At 65.5% G+C, this 18,229-nt stretch carries 15 protein-coding genes and 1 pseudogene; 6 read left to right on the forward strand and 10 right to left on the reverse strand.

All coding sequences use genetic code 11. The features are described from left to right. Positions 1 to 58: 58 nt before the first annotated feature. Both ACW2Q0_RS22920 and hpf read left to right on the forward strand, forming a co-directional pair. Positions 59 to 703: a ComF family protein gene (locus ACW2Q0_RS22920; RefSeq protein ID WP_457192941.1), complete on the forward strand. Its 645-nt coding sequence runs from the start codon at positions 59 to 61 to the stop codon at positions 701 to 703. Positions 704 to 928: 225 nt separating this feature from the next. Continuing rightward, the gene (gene hpf, locus ACW2Q0_RS22925; RefSeq protein WP_457192942.1) at positions 929 to 1,651 is read left to right on the forward strand and encodes a ribosome hibernation-promoting factor, HPF/YfiA family; all 723 of its coding nucleotides are present in this window, start codon (positions 929 to 931) and stop codon (positions 1,649 to 1,651) included. 587 nt (positions 1,652 to 2,238) lie between these two features. Here hpf and ACW2Q0_RS22930 read toward each other — a convergent pair. Continuing rightward, on the reverse strand, positions 2,239 to 2,943 hold the full coding sequence (locus tag ACW2Q0_RS22930; protein WP_457192943.1) for a helix-turn-helix domain-containing protein: 705 nt from the start codon (positions 2,941 to 2,943) through the stop codon (positions 2,239 to 2,241). A gap of 405 nt (positions 2,944 to 3,348) precedes the next feature. Between ACW2Q0_RS22930 and ACW2Q0_RS22935 the strand changes: the two are divergent. After that, positions 3,349 to 3,538, forward strand: a pseudogene (locus ACW2Q0_RS22935) (acetyl-CoA C-acyltransferase); the annotation flags it as partial. Between the two features lie 70 nt (positions 3,539 to 3,608). Here ACW2Q0_RS22935 and bluB read toward each other — a convergent pair. The 6 genes from bluB to ACW2Q0_RS22965 all read right to left on the reverse strand — a co-directional run bounded on the left by bluB (position 3,609) and on the right by ACW2Q0_RS22965 (position 10,514). Further along, positions 3,609 to 4,295, reverse strand: a complete 687-nt coding sequence (gene bluB / locus ACW2Q0_RS22940; protein ID WP_457192975.1) for a 5,6-dimethylbenzimidazole synthase — start codon at positions 4,293 to 4,295, stop codon at positions 3,609 to 3,611. A 155-nt stretch (positions 4,296 to 4,450) separates the two neighbouring features. Continuing rightward, a complete protein-coding gene (locus ACW2Q0_RS22945) occupies positions 4,451 to 5,695 on the reverse strand; it encodes a fatty acid desaturase family protein (protein WP_457192944.1) in 1,245 nt (414 codons plus the stop codon). A gap of 99 nt (positions 5,696 to 5,794) precedes the next feature. Then, entirely contained in the window at positions 5,795 to 7,204 is a 1,410-nt protein-coding gene (locus ACW2Q0_RS22950; RefSeq protein WP_457192945.1) for a fatty acid desaturase family protein, read from the reverse strand. Between the two features lie 79 nt (positions 7,205 to 7,283). After that, positions 7,284 to 8,441, reverse strand: coding sequence for a ferredoxin reductase (locus ACW2Q0_RS22955; protein WP_457192946.1), 1,158 nt, complete (start codon positions 8,439 to 8,441; stop codon positions 7,284 to 7,286). A gap of 95 nt (positions 8,442 to 8,536) precedes the next feature. Beyond that, complete coding sequence (locus ACW2Q0_RS22960) at positions 8,537 to 9,097, reverse strand: DUF6912 family protein (protein ID WP_457192976.1); 561 nt, start codon at positions 9,095 to 9,097, stop codon at positions 8,537 to 8,539. Between the two features lie 4 nt (positions 9,098 to 9,101). Next, positions 9,102 to 10,514, reverse strand: a complete 1,413-nt coding sequence (locus tag ACW2Q0_RS22965) for a WS/DGAT/MGAT family O-acyltransferase (protein WP_457192947.1) — start codon at positions 10,512 to 10,514, stop codon at positions 9,102 to 9,104. Positions 10,515 to 11,137: 623 nt separating this feature from the next. Between ACW2Q0_RS22965 and secA the strand changes: the two genes are divergently transcribed. Together secA and ACW2Q0_RS22975 are read left to right on the forward strand one after the other, a co-directional pair. Further along, positions 11,138 to 13,966, forward strand: coding sequence for a preprotein translocase subunit SecA (secA, locus tag ACW2Q0_RS22970; protein ID WP_457192948.1), 2,829 nt, complete (start codon positions 11,138 to 11,140; stop codon positions 13,964 to 13,966). A 103-nt stretch (positions 13,967 to 14,069) separates the two neighbouring features. Further along, positions 14,070 to 14,630, forward strand: coding sequence for a Uma2 family endonuclease (locus ACW2Q0_RS22975; protein ID WP_457192977.1), 561 nt, complete (start codon positions 14,070 to 14,072; stop codon positions 14,628 to 14,630). Positions 14,631 to 14,636: 6 nt separating this feature from the next. On the opposite strand, the gene rsgA is transcribed toward ACW2Q0_RS22975, so the two are convergent. From rsgA to ACW2Q0_RS22990, 3 genes are all read right to left on the reverse strand, one after another. Then, positions 14,637 to 15,671, reverse strand: coding sequence for a ribosome small subunit-dependent GTPase A (gene rsgA, locus ACW2Q0_RS22980; RefSeq protein ID WP_457192949.1), 1,035 nt, complete (start codon positions 15,669 to 15,671; stop codon positions 14,637 to 14,639). Next, complete coding sequence (gene aroA / locus ACW2Q0_RS22985) at positions 15,620 to 16,930, reverse strand: 3-phosphoshikimate 1-carboxyvinyltransferase (protein WP_457192950.1); 1,311 nt, start codon at positions 16,928 to 16,930, stop codon at positions 15,620 to 15,622. The genes rsgA and aroA overlap by 52 nt, the downstream gene beginning before the upstream one ends. A gap of 194 nt (positions 16,931 to 17,124) precedes the next feature. Further along, positions 17,125 to 17,364: a hypothetical protein gene (locus tag ACW2Q0_RS22990; protein WP_457192951.1), complete on the reverse strand. Its 240-nt coding sequence runs from the start codon at positions 17,362 to 17,364 to the stop codon at positions 17,125 to 17,127. 68 nt (positions 17,365 to 17,432) lie between these two features. Between ACW2Q0_RS22990 and ACW2Q0_RS22995 the strand changes: the two genes are divergently transcribed. Next, positions 17,433 to 18,224, forward strand: coding sequence for an SOS response-associated peptidase (locus ACW2Q0_RS22995; protein WP_457192952.1), 792 nt, complete (start codon positions 17,433 to 17,435; stop codon positions 18,222 to 18,224). The last annotated feature ends 5 nt before the right edge of the window (positions 18,225 to 18,229 follow it).

The following is an 18,229-nucleotide window of genomic DNA, read 5'->3' on the forward strand; positions in this document are numbered from 1 at the left end:
CGGATTTGCGGCCGATTCGGTCGAGGAATTTGTCGGTGGGTGGGCGCAGAATCGGGCGATGCGAAACCTCTTGGATCTGATCCTGGCCACGACCTGTGCCGGATGCGGTGCGCCCGGGGTGGGCTGGTGTGCGGACTGTGCCAGCACCCTGGCCCGGCCGCCGATGCGGGTGCGGCCGCGCACCGATCCGGGTGTGCCGTGCTGGGCGCTCGCGTCATATGCGGGTCCGGCGCGGCGAGCGGTGCTCGCGGCGAAGGAGCACGGCCGGCGCGATCTGGCCGAGCCATTGGGGCTGGCACTCGCCGACGGTCTGACGCGGTTGCGCGATGCCGGGCGGCCGCTGGTATTGATTCCGGCGCCGAGCCGACGGGCGGCCGCCCGCCGACGCGGCGGGGATCCGGTGGTGCGCGCGACGCTGGCGGCGGCGAGGTGGCTGCCGGGTAGCGGGGTGATACCGATATTGCGGGTGTGGTGGGGTGTGCGCGATTCGGTGGGCTTGACAGTCGGTGAGCGGCAGCACAATCTGCGCGGCCGGATTGTGGCTCGACCTGGTACCGGAACCGGGTCGGCAATTTCGGCGAATGCCGAGGTCGTCCTGGTCGACGATGTGCTCACGACCGGTGCGACTGCCCGCGAATCGGTCCGTGCGCTCGACCGGATCGGAGTGCCGGTACGTGCCGTGTTGGTGACGTGTTCGGCTTGACTCCGGGAAATTTGCGTGAACACTGGCGGACCGCCCGTTGGCGTACTAGCGTCGCGATCACACACCCGAACCGGGAGTTTGGAGGTGGCGCCTCGGACATCATGTGCCGAGAGATTCGCTATCGGCACGGCTCATCCCGCCGCACGCGACAGTGCTCTGTGCGGCCATATCCGGGAGGTACGCGTGACGACTTCTTCACGACCTTCAGTGAAAGACGCCCTCGCTGTGAACGAAACACAGGCCTCGGTGCTGGACGACAGCGCCCCGGGTGCGACAGAGCAATCCACAGCGGACCGACCTCGCGCGCCGCGCGGCGATGTCGTGGTGAAGGGCCGCAACGTGGAGGTTCCTGACCATTTCCGAATTTACGTCGCGGAGAAACTCTCCCGTCTCGAACGCTTCGATCCGTCGATATTCATCTTCGATGTGGAGTTGTTCCACGAACGCAATCGTCGTCAACGCAAGAGCTGCCAGCGCGTCGAGATCACCGCGCGCGGCAAGGGCCCGGTCGTCCGGGCGGAGGCACGTGCGGACAGCTTCTACGCTGCCCTCGAATCGGTGACCTCGAAGCTGGAGAGCCGATTGCGCCGGACGAAGGATCGCCGCCGCGTCCACTACGGGGACAAGACCCCGGTCTCGGTGGCCGAGGCGACCGCCGATCTGATCGATGAATCACTGTTCGCGCCGGTGAACGAGACCACCGCAACCGAGCATGCCGAGGCCGATCGTGGTCGGTCCGAATCGGAATCTCCGGAATACGCGGCCGGGCCCGGCCACATCGTCCGGACCAAGGTGCACACCGCTACCCCGATGTCCGTCGACGATGCCCTCTATCAGATGGAGCTCGTCGGCCACGACTTCTTTCTCTTCCAAGACAAAGAGACCGACCGACCGTCGGTCGTCTATCGTCGCCACGCATTCGACTACGGCCTGATCAGGCTCGCCTAGACTTGTCCGCTTTCCCCGCGCCTGAGGCCGGTCGTGCCAGCCCGCGGCGTAACGTCGCGGGCTGTTTATGTGCCGATAGATTCGCTGTCCGTGCCGCCACTCGCGGGAAAAGTTCTGTGCCGCACGGAATCTCGGCTGTGGACGCATGGCTTGAAGCATGACAAGGTCGGCGAAGGTTTCGGCATCGCGTTCGCGGTCGGATGCGTGATCGCTGCACCGGAGCACATATGCGATGCCGGAGAGCTCGACGGCAGCAATTCGGCGAGGGCCGACATCGGCTGTGGCGCTGGGGTTTCGGTCGCCGATTCCGGTCCGCGGCTGAGCAGCCTATGTCCCAGTTCGTGAAGATGTGCTCGGCATGCCCTTCGGTGGTGTCAGCGCCGTAGACGACGATGTCGCTGTCGCGCTTGGCAATCCACGCGCAACCGGTGCGCGCGAGTAATGCGGTATCGATCGGCTGCGGGGTGATGCTGTGACCGTGATGGTCGGCGACGGCATCGAGGTATGCGGTCGGATTCCGCGGGGACCTTGCGGCTGAGCGCCGGTCATGCTCGGCTCGTCGCATCGTCGGTCATCTGTACTGTCCGCTACTGCTTACCGTTTCGAATCGGCGCCGCACCGGGATTGGCCGCCACCCAGCGGGCTCGGAAGCGGGCCTCCGTACCGGCGTCGAGATCCTCGACGCGGCCGGCCAGCCAGCGGCGATAGCGGCGTTCCTCCAGGTCGGCGGGATCACTGGACTCGGCGGGCACATCGAGCAGATGGGCGAACGCCATCGCGACCAGTGGGTGCAGGGGTTTGCGGGGTCCGCCGTTGCGTTCCAACATCGCGGTGGCGTACCGCGCGCAGAGCCGGGAAATGACCCCGTTGAGGTCCGAAATAGCCGCCACGACATGCGGTTCGGTGGTCCGGCCGCGCTCGACCGCATCGTTGAGCCGACCGGCGGCGGCGAGCAATCCGGTCAGGTCGGAAAGTTCGAAGCGGATCGAATCGGGTCCGGAGACGATCGATTCGTCGGTTTGCCGAGTGAGCGTCGCGACCTCGTGCGCGGTCGGATCGCCGCCCGCATAGGTGCGTGCTGCACTGCCGGGTAGCCAGCGCAGTGGTGCGTCGAGTTTGTTCAGGGTGTGCGTGCTGATGGTCGCATCGCCGTCTTCGATCTTGCGGATCGTCGGCGCCGAAGGCCCGCCCAGATCGCCGATCTGCATCTGGGTGAGGCCGAGTTCGTCGCGGCGTTCCTTGATGATTCGGCCGAAGCGCTTATGTCGCGACAGCTCCGAAGGGCTTTGCATAGTGAGCCTCATGGTAGAGCTCATATGAGAAGAAGCCAACTTTATAGAAAATATTTGCAAAACTAATGAAAAGATTGCTAAGGTTTGTTCGCGCCCAGCGGTGTCGCCCTCGCAAGTTCCGGGACGAGCAGGGCGTTCGCCGGGGCGGGCACCGCTCATCCGCCGCCCCGTGCCGTTCTCGGCCAGGGGGCTTCCGACAGCGTCGTCGCGGCTGGCCGATGGGTGCCGGTTCGCTTTCGGGCGGGCGCGACGAATTACCCAGGTGCTTGCGAATCGATTGATGTGCAGGCGCGTCGGGTCGGCGGAATGGCCCCGCTCAGCGGCAATGGAGGGGATCGCTGAGTCGGGTGCTTCCCGGGTCTGGGCTCGCCGCACTGAATAGCGCCGAGTGAGCCAAAATCCGCCTCGATCGCGGTCGGTGAGGTCGATATCGATGAGCTCGGTGTGCACGGCGGCCCGGTTTCCCTCGGACATCCGTACGGCGCGACCGGCGGGCATGGTCGACGAACTCGCCCGCAACGGGCAAGAACGGCGCCCTCCTCGGCATTGCGCCGCTGGCGGCATCAGCGCATCGGCGGTACTGGAGCGCCGCTGATCACCGCTGGTGCGATCAGTGACAACTGATGTCGTGAGTACATGGGTAATTCGTCGGGAACGTCCAAAACTCACTCGGCACTCGACGCGGGACCTGAACGCGACGTGCGTGGCATCCAACCTGCATGGCCTGAAGAAGCGGGGGAGTAGGTTTCGTGGTGGATGGCCTCGGCGAGCGGGCGACCGGTGCGCCAGCCGAAGCGTTCGAGGTCGGGGATGTGTTGGAATTCGCGGACCGGGCCTACGCACAGCCAGGCGACGGGGCGGATGCCGTCGGGTAGGCCGACCAGGGCGGCCAGGAATTCGGCGTCGTAGAACGACACCCAGCCGACGCCGATCTGCTCGGCCGTCGCGGCCAACCACAGGTTCTGGATGGCGAGAACCGCCGAGTAGATGCCGGTTTCGGGGACGGTGGCGCGGCCGAGGACTTGCGGGCCGCCGCGGTCGTGGTCGTAGGTGACCACGATGCCGGTGCCGCTCTCGGTAATGCCCTCGATCTTGATCGGTTCGAAGGTCGCCACCCGCTCCGGCGGCAGCGCATCCCGGAATTCGATCCGCTTCTGTGCGACATGCCCAGCGAACTTCCGCAGCGTCGCTTCCTCGCGCACCACCACGAAGTCCCACGGCTGCGAATTGCCGACGCTGGGCGCGCGATGCGCGGCATCGAGTATTCGCCACAGCGTCGCATCATCGACAAGGTCACCGGTGAATTCGGCCCGCACATCCCGCCGCATCTGGATGGCCTCGTAAACGCTCAGATCTTCCGCACACACGCCCTCAGTCAACCAGCCGCAACCCCGCGCTCCCGCCGAGGCCCAGGGATACTACGAGCGCACTGGCCGCGATCCGATATGCCCCTCGAAAGGTGAAGGCGCCCACGGACTTCCGTGGACGCCTTCGTCGCGACCAGGTGTCAGCCGATCGCCGCCCGGCGCGCGATCCGGCGACGGCCCTGCTGCAGTGCCGTGCGCAGCCCGCGCCGCTTTCCGGTGACCGGGTCGAAGCTCGGCGTCGTATCGCCGTCGAATTTGCGCTCCGAGGCGGTTTCGGGGGCATCGTCGGCGGTCGCGCGCAGGTACTTGTTCGGCAGTGCCAGCTTCAGGATGGTGCGCCAGGACTTGAAGTACTGCACCGGCAGCGAGCCGGTGGTGTAGGGCAGGTCGTACTTCTCGGCCAGGGCGCGCACCCGCACGGCGATATCGGCGTAGCGGTTGCTCGGCAGATCCGGGAACAGGTGGTGTTCGATCTGGTGGCTCAGATTGCCGGTCATGAAGTGCATGACCGGACCGCCGGAGATATTGGCGCTGCCCAACATCTGGCGCAGATACCACTGGCCCATGGATTCGCCGTCGATATCGGCCTTGGTGAATTTCTCCGCGCCGTCCGGGAAATGGCCGCAGAAGATTACCGCATTGGTCCAGACATTGCGGATGACGTTGGCCGCCAGATTCGCGGTGAGCGTCGAGACGAAGGCGGGCCCAGTCAGCAGCGGGAACAGCAGATAATCCTTGCCGGCCTGCTTGCCGATCTTGATCAGCACCTCACGGCGCTTGACCTCGAACTCGGCCCGTTCCGGCGAGCCCTCTTTCAGCCGGTGCACCTTACCCAGCTCCAGATGCTGGATGGCGACGCCGTATTGGAAGAGCAGCTGCAGCACCAGGTTGTAGACCGGATTGCCGATATTGAACGGCTTCCAGCGCTGATCACGGGTGACGCGCAGCAGGCCGTAGCCGATGTCGTCGTCCATGCCGAGCACATTGGTGTACTTGTGGTGCAAATAGTTGTGCGTCTGCTTCCAATGCTTGGACGGGCCGGCGTTATCCCATTCCCAGGTGCTGGAGTGGACCTCCGGATCGTTCATCCAGTCCCACTGCCCGTGCATGACGTTGTGCCCGATCTCCATGTTCTCGATGATCTTGGCCGTGCCTAGCAGGGCCACACCGGCGAGCCAAGCGGGCGGCAGGAAACTGGCGAACAGCACCGTGCGGCCGCTGATCTCGAGCGCACGCTGTAGGCGGATGACATTGCGGATGTACCGCGCGTCCCGAGCACCACGCGTGGCCTCGATATCGCGCCGGATTGCGTCGAACTCCACACCGAGCGCCTCCACATCGGCTTCGGTGAGGTGCGCGTATTCCTTGACATCCGATATCGCCATGGCGGTTACAGTACCGTAAGTTACGAGACCGTAGGTTATGGGCAGCCCTTCTGGCCTGTGGCAAATCCCCCATTGCGAATGCGACTGCTGGATGCTACCTCATCGTCGGCTGCGGCGGATCGCCCGCTCGCGCATGGCCTTCCGCTGCAATGTCGTCTTCTCCTGACGCGCCTTCTCCTGCAGCGCCCGCTTGGCCTCGCGCAGCACTTCCTTCTCGTGTCGAGCCTTCTCCCGCAACACCACCTTGGCCTCTGTCAGCGCGGAGCGTAGGCCGCGGCGCTTACCGGTGTCGGGGTCGACCGGCAGCCAGTGCGTCTCGTTCCACATGTCGGCCCAGCGCTCGGCATTCGGCATCGACGGCAGGGCGGGCAGTGAGATACCGGCGAACTTGCGCTCCGAGGAGGTCTCCGGTGCGTCGTCGGCGGTGCGCTTGAGGAAGCGGTCCGGCAGCGCGAGCTTGTGGATGGTCCGGAAGGCCAGCAGATATTGTTTGCCGAGGGAGCCGGTGGTGTAGGGCAGGTCGTACTTGTCGCACAGTTCGCGGACCCGCTCGGCGATTTCCGGATAGCGGTTGCTGGGCAGGTCAGGGAACAGATGGTGTTCGATCTGGTAGCAGAGGTTGCCGCTCAGGAAAGCCATCGCGGGTCCGGCCTTGAAGTTGGCGCTACCGAGCATTTGGCGCAGATACCACTCGCCGCTGGTCTCGCCCTCGAGCTGTTCGATGGTGAATTTCTCGGCGCCGTCTGGGAAGTGGCCGCAGAAAATCACCGCGTACGCCCACAGGTTGCGCACCAGATTAGCGGTCGCATTCGCCTTCAGCGTCGATGTGAACGCCGGTCCGGTGAGCGCCGGGTAGATCAGGAAGTCCTTGGCCACCTGACGGCCGATTTTGCGACCGAGGGCCTTGTTCGGCTCGGACATCAGCGCGTAGCGCGGCGCATCGGAGAGCTGCTTCTCGATGCTCCAGTCGTGCAGCGCGATACCCCATTCGAAGGTGGTCGCGAGCAGGATATTGGCCAGCGGCTGGATCAGATGGATCGGCCGCCACTGCTCGTCGCGGGTCATCCGCAGGATGCCGAAGCCGAGGTCCTCATCCTTGCCGAGCACATTGGTGTAGGTGTGGTGCGAATAGTTGTGCGCCCGCCGCCAATGCTCCGACGGCCCGGTCATATCCCACTCCCAGGTGCTGGAGTGGATTTCCGGATCGTTCATCCAGTCCCATTGCCCGTGGCTGATGTTGTGCCCGAGCTCCATATTCTCGATGATCTTGGCGACCGAGAGCAGTGCCGTCCCGGTCAGCCAGGCCCAGCGATTGCGGCTGCCGAACAGCACCGCGCGCGCGAGCACTTCCAGGCCGCGCTGCGCCGCGATGGTGCGCCGGATGTATTTGGCGTCACGATCACCGCGCGACAGTTCGACGGAGCGCCGAATGGAGTCGAGTTCCTGCCCCAGTGTCTCGATGTCGGCCGCCGTGAGATGGGCGAACGCCTTGATATCGGTGATGGCCACCGGGGTCCTTTCCCCTGACTGGATGTACCTCGAGGGTACCTGTCGATCCCCCGACGGTGCGTCCGTGAATCTCGCTGTCTCAGACGTCGAGCGTGCAGTCGCCCGCCGCGGCCGAGATGCACGTCTGCACCTTGTCGCCCTCACGGCGCTCATCACCGTTGCGCAGATCTCGGGTATGCCCGGAAGCCAGTGTGACGACACAGGTTTGGCAGATACCCATCCGGCAGCCGAACGGCATCTGCACACCGGCGGATTCGCCCGCCTCCAGCAGGCTGGTCGCGCCATCGACTACGACGGTGCGGCCGGTCTTGGCGAATGTCACGGTGCCGCCTTCGCCGACGGCGGAGCGTTCGATCTCGAAGCGCTCCACATGCAGGCGGTCGCTGATTCCGGCATCGCGCCAGTGCTGCTCGATCTCGTCGAGCATGGCGGCCGGACCGCAGGCCCAGGTCTGGCGCTCGCGCCAATCCGGGAAGTGTTCGTCCAGCGTCGTCAGGGAGAACCGGCCCTGCTCATCGGTGAGGTGCAGATGCGAGGAGAAGTCTGGGTGTCGATCGTGCAGATCGCGCAGTTCGGTGGCGAACATCACGTCGTCGCGCGAGCGCGCGGAGTGCACATGCACCACATCGGTGACCACATCGCGGCGGTCCAATGCGCGCAGCATGGCCATGACCGGCGTGATACCGCTGCCGGCGGTTAGGAACAGCACCTTTTCCGGCGGCGGCGACGGCAGTACGAAACCGCCCTGCGGCGCGGCCAACCGGACGATGGTGCCCGCGGCGACACCGCTGACAAGGTGGCTGGACAGGAAACCCTCGGGCATCGCCTTGACCGCGATGGAGATCAGGCGCTTGCCGCGATGTTCCGGATCGGTCCAATTGGGCGGGCAGGTCAGCGAGTACGAGCGCCAGTGCCAGCGGCCGTCGACCAGGATGCCGATCCCGATGTACTGACCGGGCTCGTATTTCCATTCGAAGCCCCAGCCCGGCTTGATGACCAAGGTGGCCGAATCGGCGGTTTCCATGCGCACCTCGACAATCCGGCCGCGCAGCTCACGTGCCGACCACAGCGGATTGGCCAGGTGCAGATAGTCGTCGGGCAGCAGTGGCGTGGTGACGCGGGCGACGGCGCCGCGCAGTACGTTCAGCCGGCCGCCGCGTTCGGCGACCTCGGCCGCCGGAGCCTCCAGCCACTCCCGGACCGTACGCACCGAGGATGCCGCTTTTTTCAAGACCATGGCCGCCGTTCGTCTCCCTGTCGTAGCAGCCGGTGGGGCCGCCTCGCAGCCAGGTTACGGCATCGTAAGTTGGTCCGGGGTGCGCAGGTTCACCGTCACAGTAATTCGAGCAGGAACGGCAGTTCCTGAGCCGCGTACCAGGCCAGCTGATGGTCCTCGGCATCCCCGAGCACGAATTCGGCGTCGGCATCGCCGAGGTCCGCGGCATCGACCACATCGACCGCCTTGGCCACCTCGGGTTCGGCCTCGGCCAGGTCGACATGCACCGAGGCGATTCGGTCGTAGCCGATCGCGCCGGCCAGTCGGACAACCGCGTCGTCGAGGTCGGGGCGCAGCTTCACACCGGCCACATCGGCGGCGATGACCGCGCGGCGATAGACCGGGCTGTGATAGGTAGTGGCGGGGTCATCGGCGTCGGTGTCTTCGCCGTCGGACGCCTCGGTGGCCTCCTCGCGCGCAGCGGCCAGCAGACGCAGCGAGGCTCGCGCGGCCTCGGCCATCGCCACCTCGGCCAATTCCTCGTCGTCACCGGAGGCGTAGGCCTCGCGCAGGGTCGGCGTGACCGCGAAGGCGGTGCCGCCGACCGGGCGCAGTTCCCGGTTCGCGACGAGCTCACGCAGCATCGGCACGGTGGCGGGGATATAGACCCGCATGATGTTCTCAGACGCAGGCACCGAGCATCTCCTCCATGGACTCGTGCACCGACGCGGCCAGCACGCCGATATCGGCCATCGCGTCGCGGTCGGCGTTGAGTCCGTAGAAGACGCGTCCGTCATAGGACGTGATCCCGATGCTCGAGGCCTGGTTGCGCAGCAGCGGCGACACCGGATACATCTCCAGCATCCGCGCGCCGCCGATATACATCGGGGTCTGCGGACCCGGTGCGTTGGTGATCACCAGATTGAACGTGTGCTCTGCGAACGTACTCGCCGCCCGCACACTCATCGCATGCAGGCTGGCCGGAGCGAAGCCGGCCAGGTGCACAAGGGTGCGCGCCTGCACCCCGCGCCGGTGCTTGCTATTGGCCTCGGTGGCATGGGAGATGTGGGAAAGGCGGATCACCGGATTCGGTTCGCCCACCGGCAGATCGATGAGGAACGAGGAGACCTCGCTGGTCGGTTTCGGCTGGTCGTCGATCCCTTCGACATAGACCGACATGGGTACCACCGCCCGCAGTACGGTCGATTCGGTGAGCGCCTCACCGCGCGAGAGCAGCCAATTGCGCAGCGCCCCGGTGACCACGGCCAGGATCGCGTCGTTGATCGAGCATTCGAAGCGCTTGCGGATCTTGCGGTAGTCCTCCAGATTGGTGCGCACCACATCGAAGCGCCGGTTGCGTGAGGTCTTGGCGTTGAGCGGGCTGTCCGGTGCGCCGATGGCAGCCGCGCGCACGGCCGAAACCATCGAATCCACCGCCTTGCCCGTGGCCGCCACCACCGAGAACGCGTGCGCGCTCGTGTCGCGGGCCACCTCGAGTGCCTCGCGCGGCTGTGCGGCCAGGTGGCTCAGCGCACCGATCAGCAGTTCCATCTCGTTGGGTTCGCGCGGCGCCACCCATGCGTCGTCGGCGATACCGCGTGGGGACGGGCTGGTATCGAGGATGACGTGCCCGATCTCGAGTGCGGAATCTCCGTCGACCAGCGCCGAATGGGTTTTGGTGAAGATCGCGGACCGGCCCCGCGCCAGGCCCTCGATCAAATACATCTCCCACAGCGGGCGAGTCTGATCGAGTGGTCGCGACGCCAGCCGGGCCACCAGATCGTGCAGCTGGCTATCGGTGCCCGGAGCGGGCAGCGCGGAGCGGCGGATGTGATAAGTGATATCGAAATGGCTGTCCTCGACCCAGACCGGGCGGCCGAGTGCGAACGGAATCTCGCGCACCTTCCTGCGGTAGCGGGGGACCAGGGAAAGCCTGCTCTCCACCAGATCGACCAGTCCGTCGTAGTCGAGTGCCGTTTCCCCCGGTGCGGAGTCGCTACCTCGGACGATCGCGAGAGAGCCGATATGGATCGGATTGCTGCTCGACTCGAGCCGATAGAACGACGCGTCCTGCGGCGTCAATCTCGTGATCACGCTGCCCGGTGCTCCTTCCGATGTGGCTCCCACCCGAGCCGTCTCACCGCCCATTGTGGTCGCCCACAACGGTTCTTCCTGCCCGCTGTGGTAATTCCAGCGAAATTCCCGCATCCCTTTACCTACGGCCGGTTCCATGCAAGGCTGCGTTGATTCGAGACCGGAGGAACTCGATCCGCTCACACTAATCGGGGTGCCGGATAATGGATGCCTTTTGAGCCGCGCTGCCCCTTGGTGTTGTCGCATGCCGTCGGATAACGGGTCGGCCCTGGTAAACAGGGTTCTCGGCGTCGCGAACGACGACCGATTCACATGGTATGACACCCGCGCTGAAACAGGTTCCGGTCTATCGGATTGCCACCCGCGCCGACGGCCGATACCCGGGTACGGTGAGAAGAAACGGCTGCCGCTTCGGCGGTAGCGGCGGCTGCGGCGCTAGTCGTTGGTCATCGGCACTGGCCCTTTCGAGCGACCGGCAAGCAGTCGCTACGGCTACCATGGGTGCCGCATTACCATGAAGCGTGCTGCGGATTCCGCCATGCTCGGCGGGGGCCATGTGCACACTGCCCGCTCCGGGTGACGGCCGAACATTTGACACACCGACCAGAGGACTGACGAGACCCGTGCCTGCGCTGACACTGACGAGGTTGCTACGGATTGGTGAGGGACGCACGGTCAAGCGGCTCGCCCACCTCGCGGATGAGGTTCTCGCGCTCGGGCCCGAGTTCGAGGAGCTCACCGATCACGAGCTGCGGGCCAAGACCGACGAGTTCAAGCAGCGCTACGCGGACGGCGAATCGCTGGATGATCTGCTCCTGGAGGCGTTCGCGGTGGCCCGCGAGGCGTCTTGGCGCGTGCTGAACCAGAAGCATTACAAGGTGCAGATCATGGGTGGCGCGGCGCTGCACCTCGGCAATATCGCCGAGATGAAGACCGGTGAGGGCAAGACCCTGACCTGTGTGCTGCCCGCCTATCTGAACGCGATCTCCGGTGACGGCGTGCACGTCGTCACAGTCAACGACTACCTGGCCAAGCGCGACGCCGAGTGGATGGGCCGCGTGCACCGCTTCCTCGGGCTGAGTGTCGGCGTGATCCTGTCCGGGATGACCCCGGCCGAGCGCCGCGAGTCCTACAACTCCGACATCACCTACGGCACCAACAACGAATTCGGCTTCGACTATCTGCGCGACAATATGACCCACTCGCTGGACGATCTGGTCCAGCGCGGGCACAACTTCGCCGTGGTCGACGAGGTCGACTCCATCCTCATCGACGAGGCCCGTACCCCGCTGATCATCTCGGGTCCGGCCGACGCCTCGTCGAAGTGGTACGCCGAATTCGCCCGCATCGCACCGCTGTTGAAGAAGGACCTGCACTACGAGGTCGACATCAAGAAGCGCACCATCGGTGTGCACGAGGCCGGTGTGGAATTCGTCGAGGATCAGCTCGGCATCGACAACCTCTACGAGGCCGCCAACTCGCCGCTGGTGAGCTACCTGAACAACGCCGTCAAGGCCAAGGAGCTCTACCACCGGGACAAGGACTACATCGTCCGCGACGGCGAGGTCATCATCGTCGACGAGTTCACCGGCCGCATCCTGGTCGGACGCCGCTACAACGAGGGCATGCACCAGGCGATCGAGGCCAAGGAAAACGTCGAGATCCAGCCGGAGAACCAGACCCTGGCCACGATCACGCTGCAGAACTACTTCCGCCTCTACGACAAGCTGTCCGGGATGACCGGTACCGCCGAGACCGAGGCCGCCGAGCTGCATCAGATCTACAGCCTCGGTGTGGTCCCGATCCCGACGAACAAGCCGATGATCCGCGCCGACCAGTCCGATCTGATCTACAAGACCGAAGAGGCCAAATTCGCCGCCGTGGTCGACGATGTCACCGAACGGCACGAGAAGGGCCAGCCGGTGCTGATCGGTACCACCAGCGTCGAGCGCTCGGAGTACCTGTCCAAGCAGTTCACCAAGCGCGGCATCGCGCACAACGTGCTGAATGCGAAGTTCCACGAGAAGGAAGCCGAGATCATCGCCGAGGCCGGTCGGCCGGGCGCGGTCACGGTCGCGACGAATATGGCCGGTCGTGGTACCGACGTCGTGCTCGGCGGTAACCCGGACATCATCACCGACATCATCCTGCGCAAGGAGGGGTTGGATCCGGTGGAGACGCCGGAGGAGTACCAGGCCGCGTGGTTGCCGACGCTGGAGCGGGTCAAGGAGCAGACCGCCGAGGACGCCGACGCGGTGCGCGATGCCGGCGGTCTCTATGTACTCGGCACCGAGCGCCACGAATCGCGGCGTATCGATAACCAGTTGCGCGGTCGCTCCGGTCGTCAGGGTGACCCGGGTGAGTCCCGGTTCTACCTGTCGCTGGGTGACGAGTTGATGCGACGCTTCAACGGTGCCGCGCTCGAGGCCATCATGACCAGGCTCAACCTGCCCGACGATGTGCCGATCGAGGCCAAGATGGTCTCCAAGGCGATCAAGAGCGCCCAGACCCAGGTCGAGCAGCAGAACTTCGAGATCCGCAAGAATGTGCTCAAGTACGACGAGGTGATGAACCAGCAGCGCACCGTCATCTACGGCGAGCGCAACCGGATCCTGCGCGGCGAGGATATGGACGGCCAGGTCCAGGAGATGATCACCGATGTGATCACCGCCTACACCGATGGCGCCACTGCCGAGGGCTATGTCGAGGACTGGGATCTGGACAAGTTGTGGACGGCGCTGAAGACGCTGTATCCGGTGAGCCTGGATTATCAGGATCTGACCGGCGAGACCGGCGTCGGCGAGGCGGGCGAGCTGACCAAGGACGAACTGATCGAGGCCCTGCTCGACGATGCGCACGACGCGTACGAGAAGCGCGAACAGCAGATCGACGGTCTGGCGGGCGATGGTTCGATGCGCAACCTCGAACGCCAGGTGCTGCTTTCGGTGCTGGATCGCAAGTGGCGCGAGCATCTCTACGAAATGGACTACCTCAAGGAGGGCATCGGCCTGCGTGCCATGGCGCAGCGCGATCCGCTGGTCGAATACCAGCGCGAGGGCTTCGATATGTTCGCCGCGATGCTCGATGGTCTGAAGGAGGAGTCGGTCGGCTTCCTGTTCAATCTGCAGGTCGAGGTGCAGCAGCCGCAGCCCGAGGGTGTCATGGTCGATCCCGGTCTGCGCTCGCCGGTCGGCGCCACCGCACCGCGTCCACTGCCCACCCAGGAGGCGCCGGTCGCCAACGGCGCACCGGCGGCGTTGCGCGCCAAGGGGATCGGCGATTCGCGGGCCAATAACGGCTTCCACTATTCGGGTCCGGACGAGGGTGGTTACACCGCGGTGCACAGTGACGCCGAGGAGTACGGCGACGGCAGCACCCGCCGTGAGCGCCGCGAGGCCGCACGTGCCGAGTCGAAGGGCAAGCGCGCACCGAAATCGCGTCGTCGGCACTGAGCCATTGCGTTGCCGCACGCGTGTCCACGCGGTCCTGCATTATCGTGAAGTCGTGTGCAGCTGTCTGCGAGGGTTGGAGTGATCATCCATGACCGTCCCTGCCATGCACCCGCGCCCAGGCCACCTGCGTGCCGTCGCTGAGCAGATAGAGCGCGCCACTGGCCTGGGCGTCGAGATCCTGGGAGGCAGTCTCGTGATGTCACCGACACCTCATGGCAAGCACGCGGGGACGATTCGGCGATTGCGACAACAGATCGAGGTGCGGATACCAGCCGGGCTAGCGGCATACGAAGTTTCGTCGATCCAGATGCCGGGCGATGACGACGACTACTGCACACCTGACCTGGTGGTTCTGCCCGAGGCATGGGATGAGGACGACGATTGGCTGGCCGATCCGCAAGATGTCGAGCTCGCTGTCGAGGTCATATCCAAGACAGAGAAGGCTCAACAGATCACAGACAAGAACGGTTGGTACAGCGCGGCGGGCGTCCGCATGCTGCTATCGGTCGATCCGCGCTACGGTCGATGGGTGCTGTACACCCATCCCAAGGACGGCACATACCACGGCCAGCTCGACGGGACGTATGGCGACGCCATCCCATTGCCTGAACCCTTTGGGTTCCCCCTGGATACCGGCTGCCTGCCCCGCTACGGACGCGATTGAAATCGGTCACCAGAGATCGTTGGAGTTCAGGGCGCCCAGCAGCAGGCGGATGGCGGCGACGCGGCGCTCCTTACCGGGCAGCGCATCCAGCGCGCATTCGGGATCCGCGGGCGGCCCGAGATGGGTACAGCCGCGGGGACAGTCCTCGATGGCGGCGGCCAGATCGGTGAAGGCGGCGATGACATCGTCGGGGGTGATATGGGCCAATCCGAAGGAACGGACACCGGGTGTGTCGATGACCCAGCCGCCCCGGGGTAGCGGCAGGGCGACGGATTGGGTGGAGGTGTGTTTGCCCTTGCCCACACCGGAGACCTCGCCGACGGCCCGATCCGCATCGGGCACAAGGCGATTCACCAGCGTGGATTTGCCGACGCCGGAGTGGCCGATGAAGGCGGTGAGCCGGTCGGTGAGTAAATCCAGGACCGGTTCGATGGGGTCGTCGATGCCGCCGTAGATGATGGTGAGGTCGAGATCGTCGAAGGCGGAGGCGAATTCGGATTCGGCGGCCAGATCGCGTTTGGTCAGACACAGAATCGGTTGCAGCCCACCGGCATATGCGGCGACCATGGCACGTTCGACGAAACCGGTGCGCGGCGGCGGATCGGCGAGGGCGACCACGATGAACAGCTGTTCGGCATTGCCGACGACGATCCGTTCGAAGGGATCGGTGTCATCGGCGGTGCGTCGCAGGACCGTACGGCGTTCGGCGACGCGGACGATCCGGGCGAGGGTATCGGGTTTGCCGGACAGGTCGCCGACCACGTCGACCTGATCGCCGACGACGATCGGGGTGCGGCCCAGTTCCCTGGCCCGCATGGCGACGATCAGTTTGTCGGGATCGCCGCCGAGCACGCAACCCCAGCGACCGCGGTCCACCGATACGACCATGGCCGATTCCGCATCATTGTGTTGCGGACGGGTTTTCGTGCGTGGACGAGAGGATTTGCCCGGGCGCACCCGGACATCCGACTCGTCGTACTCGCGTCTTCTCAGCGGGCCGCTCCCTGATCCGTCAGCGTGGGATCGAGCATTTGTTCCCACAGGCCGACGAAGCCGGGCAACGTCTTGGCCGTGGTGCCGATATCCTCGATAGCCACGCCGGGCACCCGGAGTCCGAGGATCGCACCGGCCGTTGCCATTCGGTGGTCGGCATAGGAATGCCAGTTGCCGCCGTGCAGCGGGGCCGGGGTGATCTCGAGTCCGTCCTCGGTTTCGGTGACATTGCCGCCGAGCCGGTTGATCTCAGTGGACAGGGCCGCGAGCCGATCGGTCTCGTGACCGCGCAGATGTGCGATACCGCGCAGCCAGGACGGCGAATCCGCAAGTGCCGCAAGGGCGGCCACGGTCGGGGTCAATTCGCCGACATCGTGCAGATCGATATCGATACCGGCCAAGCGCTCGGGGCCACGCACGGTCAGCACACCGTCGAATCGGGTGACCTCGGCGCCCATCCGCACCAGGATCTCCCGGATCACGTCACCGGGCTGGGTGGTCAGGCGCGGCCAGTGCGGGATGCGGACCTCGCCGCCGGTAATGGCGGCCGCGGCCAGGAAGGGCGTGGCATTGGACAGATCCGGTTCCACATCCCAGTTCACCGCGCGGATCGGCCCCGGTGCGACGGTCCAGGTCTGGGCCTTGCGGCTGTCGGCGGGGGCATCCACGACGACCTCGGCGCGCCGCAGCATCTCCACCGTCATCTCGATATGCGGCATCGATGGCAGCGCCTTGCCGTCGTGGTGCACCACGACCCCCTCGTCGAACCGGGCCGCCGACAGCAGCAGTCCGGAGACGAACTGGGAGGATCCGGAGGCATCGATGGTGACAGCGCCGCCGCGCAGCGCGCCCTTACCGTGCACCGTGAACGGCAGTGCGTCGCCCTCGATATCGGCGCCGAGCCGGCGCAGTGCCTCCAGAATGGTGCCGAGCGGGCGAACCCGCGCCTGCTCGTCACCGTCGAAGGCGACATCGCCGGTGGCCAGGGCCGCGACGGGCGGCAGGAAGCGCATGACGGTGCCCGCCAGGCCGCAGTCGACGGTGCCGCTGTGCAGCGGCGCCGGTGTCACGGCAAGCGTTTCGGCGTCGCCCTCGATCCGCGCGCCCAATGCGCGCAGGGCGCCGATCATGAGTTCGGTGTCGCGGCTGCGCAGCGCGCCGGAAATGGTCGACGGGCCCTCGGCGAGTGCGGCCAGGATCAAGGCCCGATTCGTGATCGATTTCGATCCGGGCAGGGTCACGGTCGCGTGCACGGGGACATCGACATGGGGCGCTGGCCAGAAACTCACCCGTCCATCTTCGCCCATCGCGCACCCGGACACGCGCGGTGGGCTGTGTTTGATTTGCCGTGCCTGCGGCGCGGCGTGTTCGCGGCACCGAGTATCCGCATCGCGGAGCGATTCGATGAGGGGTGGTGGGCCGCGAACTCCCCGCTCGTAAGACAGTTCCGCTGTGGTCGGCAGGTGCGTGGGCTGGCCCGATATGCGAGCGCCCAGCAAACCTACTTGTGCCGTCCGTGCAGGATGGGCATCAGGCGACGCAGCAGTTTCATGGTGAACTGGGTCCGCGAGTAGCTGAGCAGCGCCATACCGGGAATTGCGAAGCGCTGCACCGCGATCGAATGCGGCCGGGCGAATTCACGCAGACCGGGTGCGCCGTGGATGCGCCCGATTCCGGAATCGCCGACACCGCCGAAGGGCAGCCCGGCGATGCCATCATCTGAGATGATGCAAGGCCACACCTCTCACCAGGTCACCCCTGACGTCAATTCTTCGCGAGTCTGTCGGCGCCGCGTGGAAGTATCGAGATATGTGCGGCAGATACGCGACAACTACCGATCCCGGTCGGCTGGCCGCCGAACTGGACGCCATCGACGAGACGCCGACCGATAACAACGGCGGTTTCACCAACTACAACGTCGCGCCGACCACCCAGGTGCTGACCGTGGTGGAGCGGCATGCGCACGGCCGGCCGGACGACGACCCCAAGCTACGCATCCGGCGGATGCGCTGGGGGCTGATCCCGGTCTGGACCAAGGCCGCCGAACCGGGCGTACCGGTCAAGGGCAAACCGCTGTTCAATGCCCGCGCCGATAAGGCGGCGACCACCGCATCGTTTCGCGATGCGGTGAAGTATCGCCGCTGTCTGGTCCCGATGGACGGCTGGTACGAGTGGTTGGTCGAACCGGATGCCGGGACCAAGGGCAAGGCCGTGAAGCAGCCGTACTTCATGTCGAATACCGATGGCTCGCGGCTGTACATGGCCGGATTGTGGTCGGTATGGCGGGACCGTGCACAGCGGGAAAGCGAACCGCTGCTGTCGTGCGCCATCCTGACCACCGACGCCGTCGGCGAACTCACCCGCATCCATGACCGGATGCCGCTGCCCATGCCGCAGGAGAATTGGGCGGCCTGGCTGGATCCGGATCATCCGGCACCGGCCACCCTGCTCGAGACGCCGAGCGCCGAATCGGTGGCGGGCATTGTGGCGCGTCCGGTCTCGTCGCTGGTCAACAGCGTCCGCAATAATGGTCCGGAGCTGTTGGCGCCGTTGGGTATTCAGGCCGGTACGGAAAAGGCCGGGCAGATCAGCTTGCTGTGATCGCC

It is taken from the genome of Nocardia citri, from assembly GCF_054065835.1.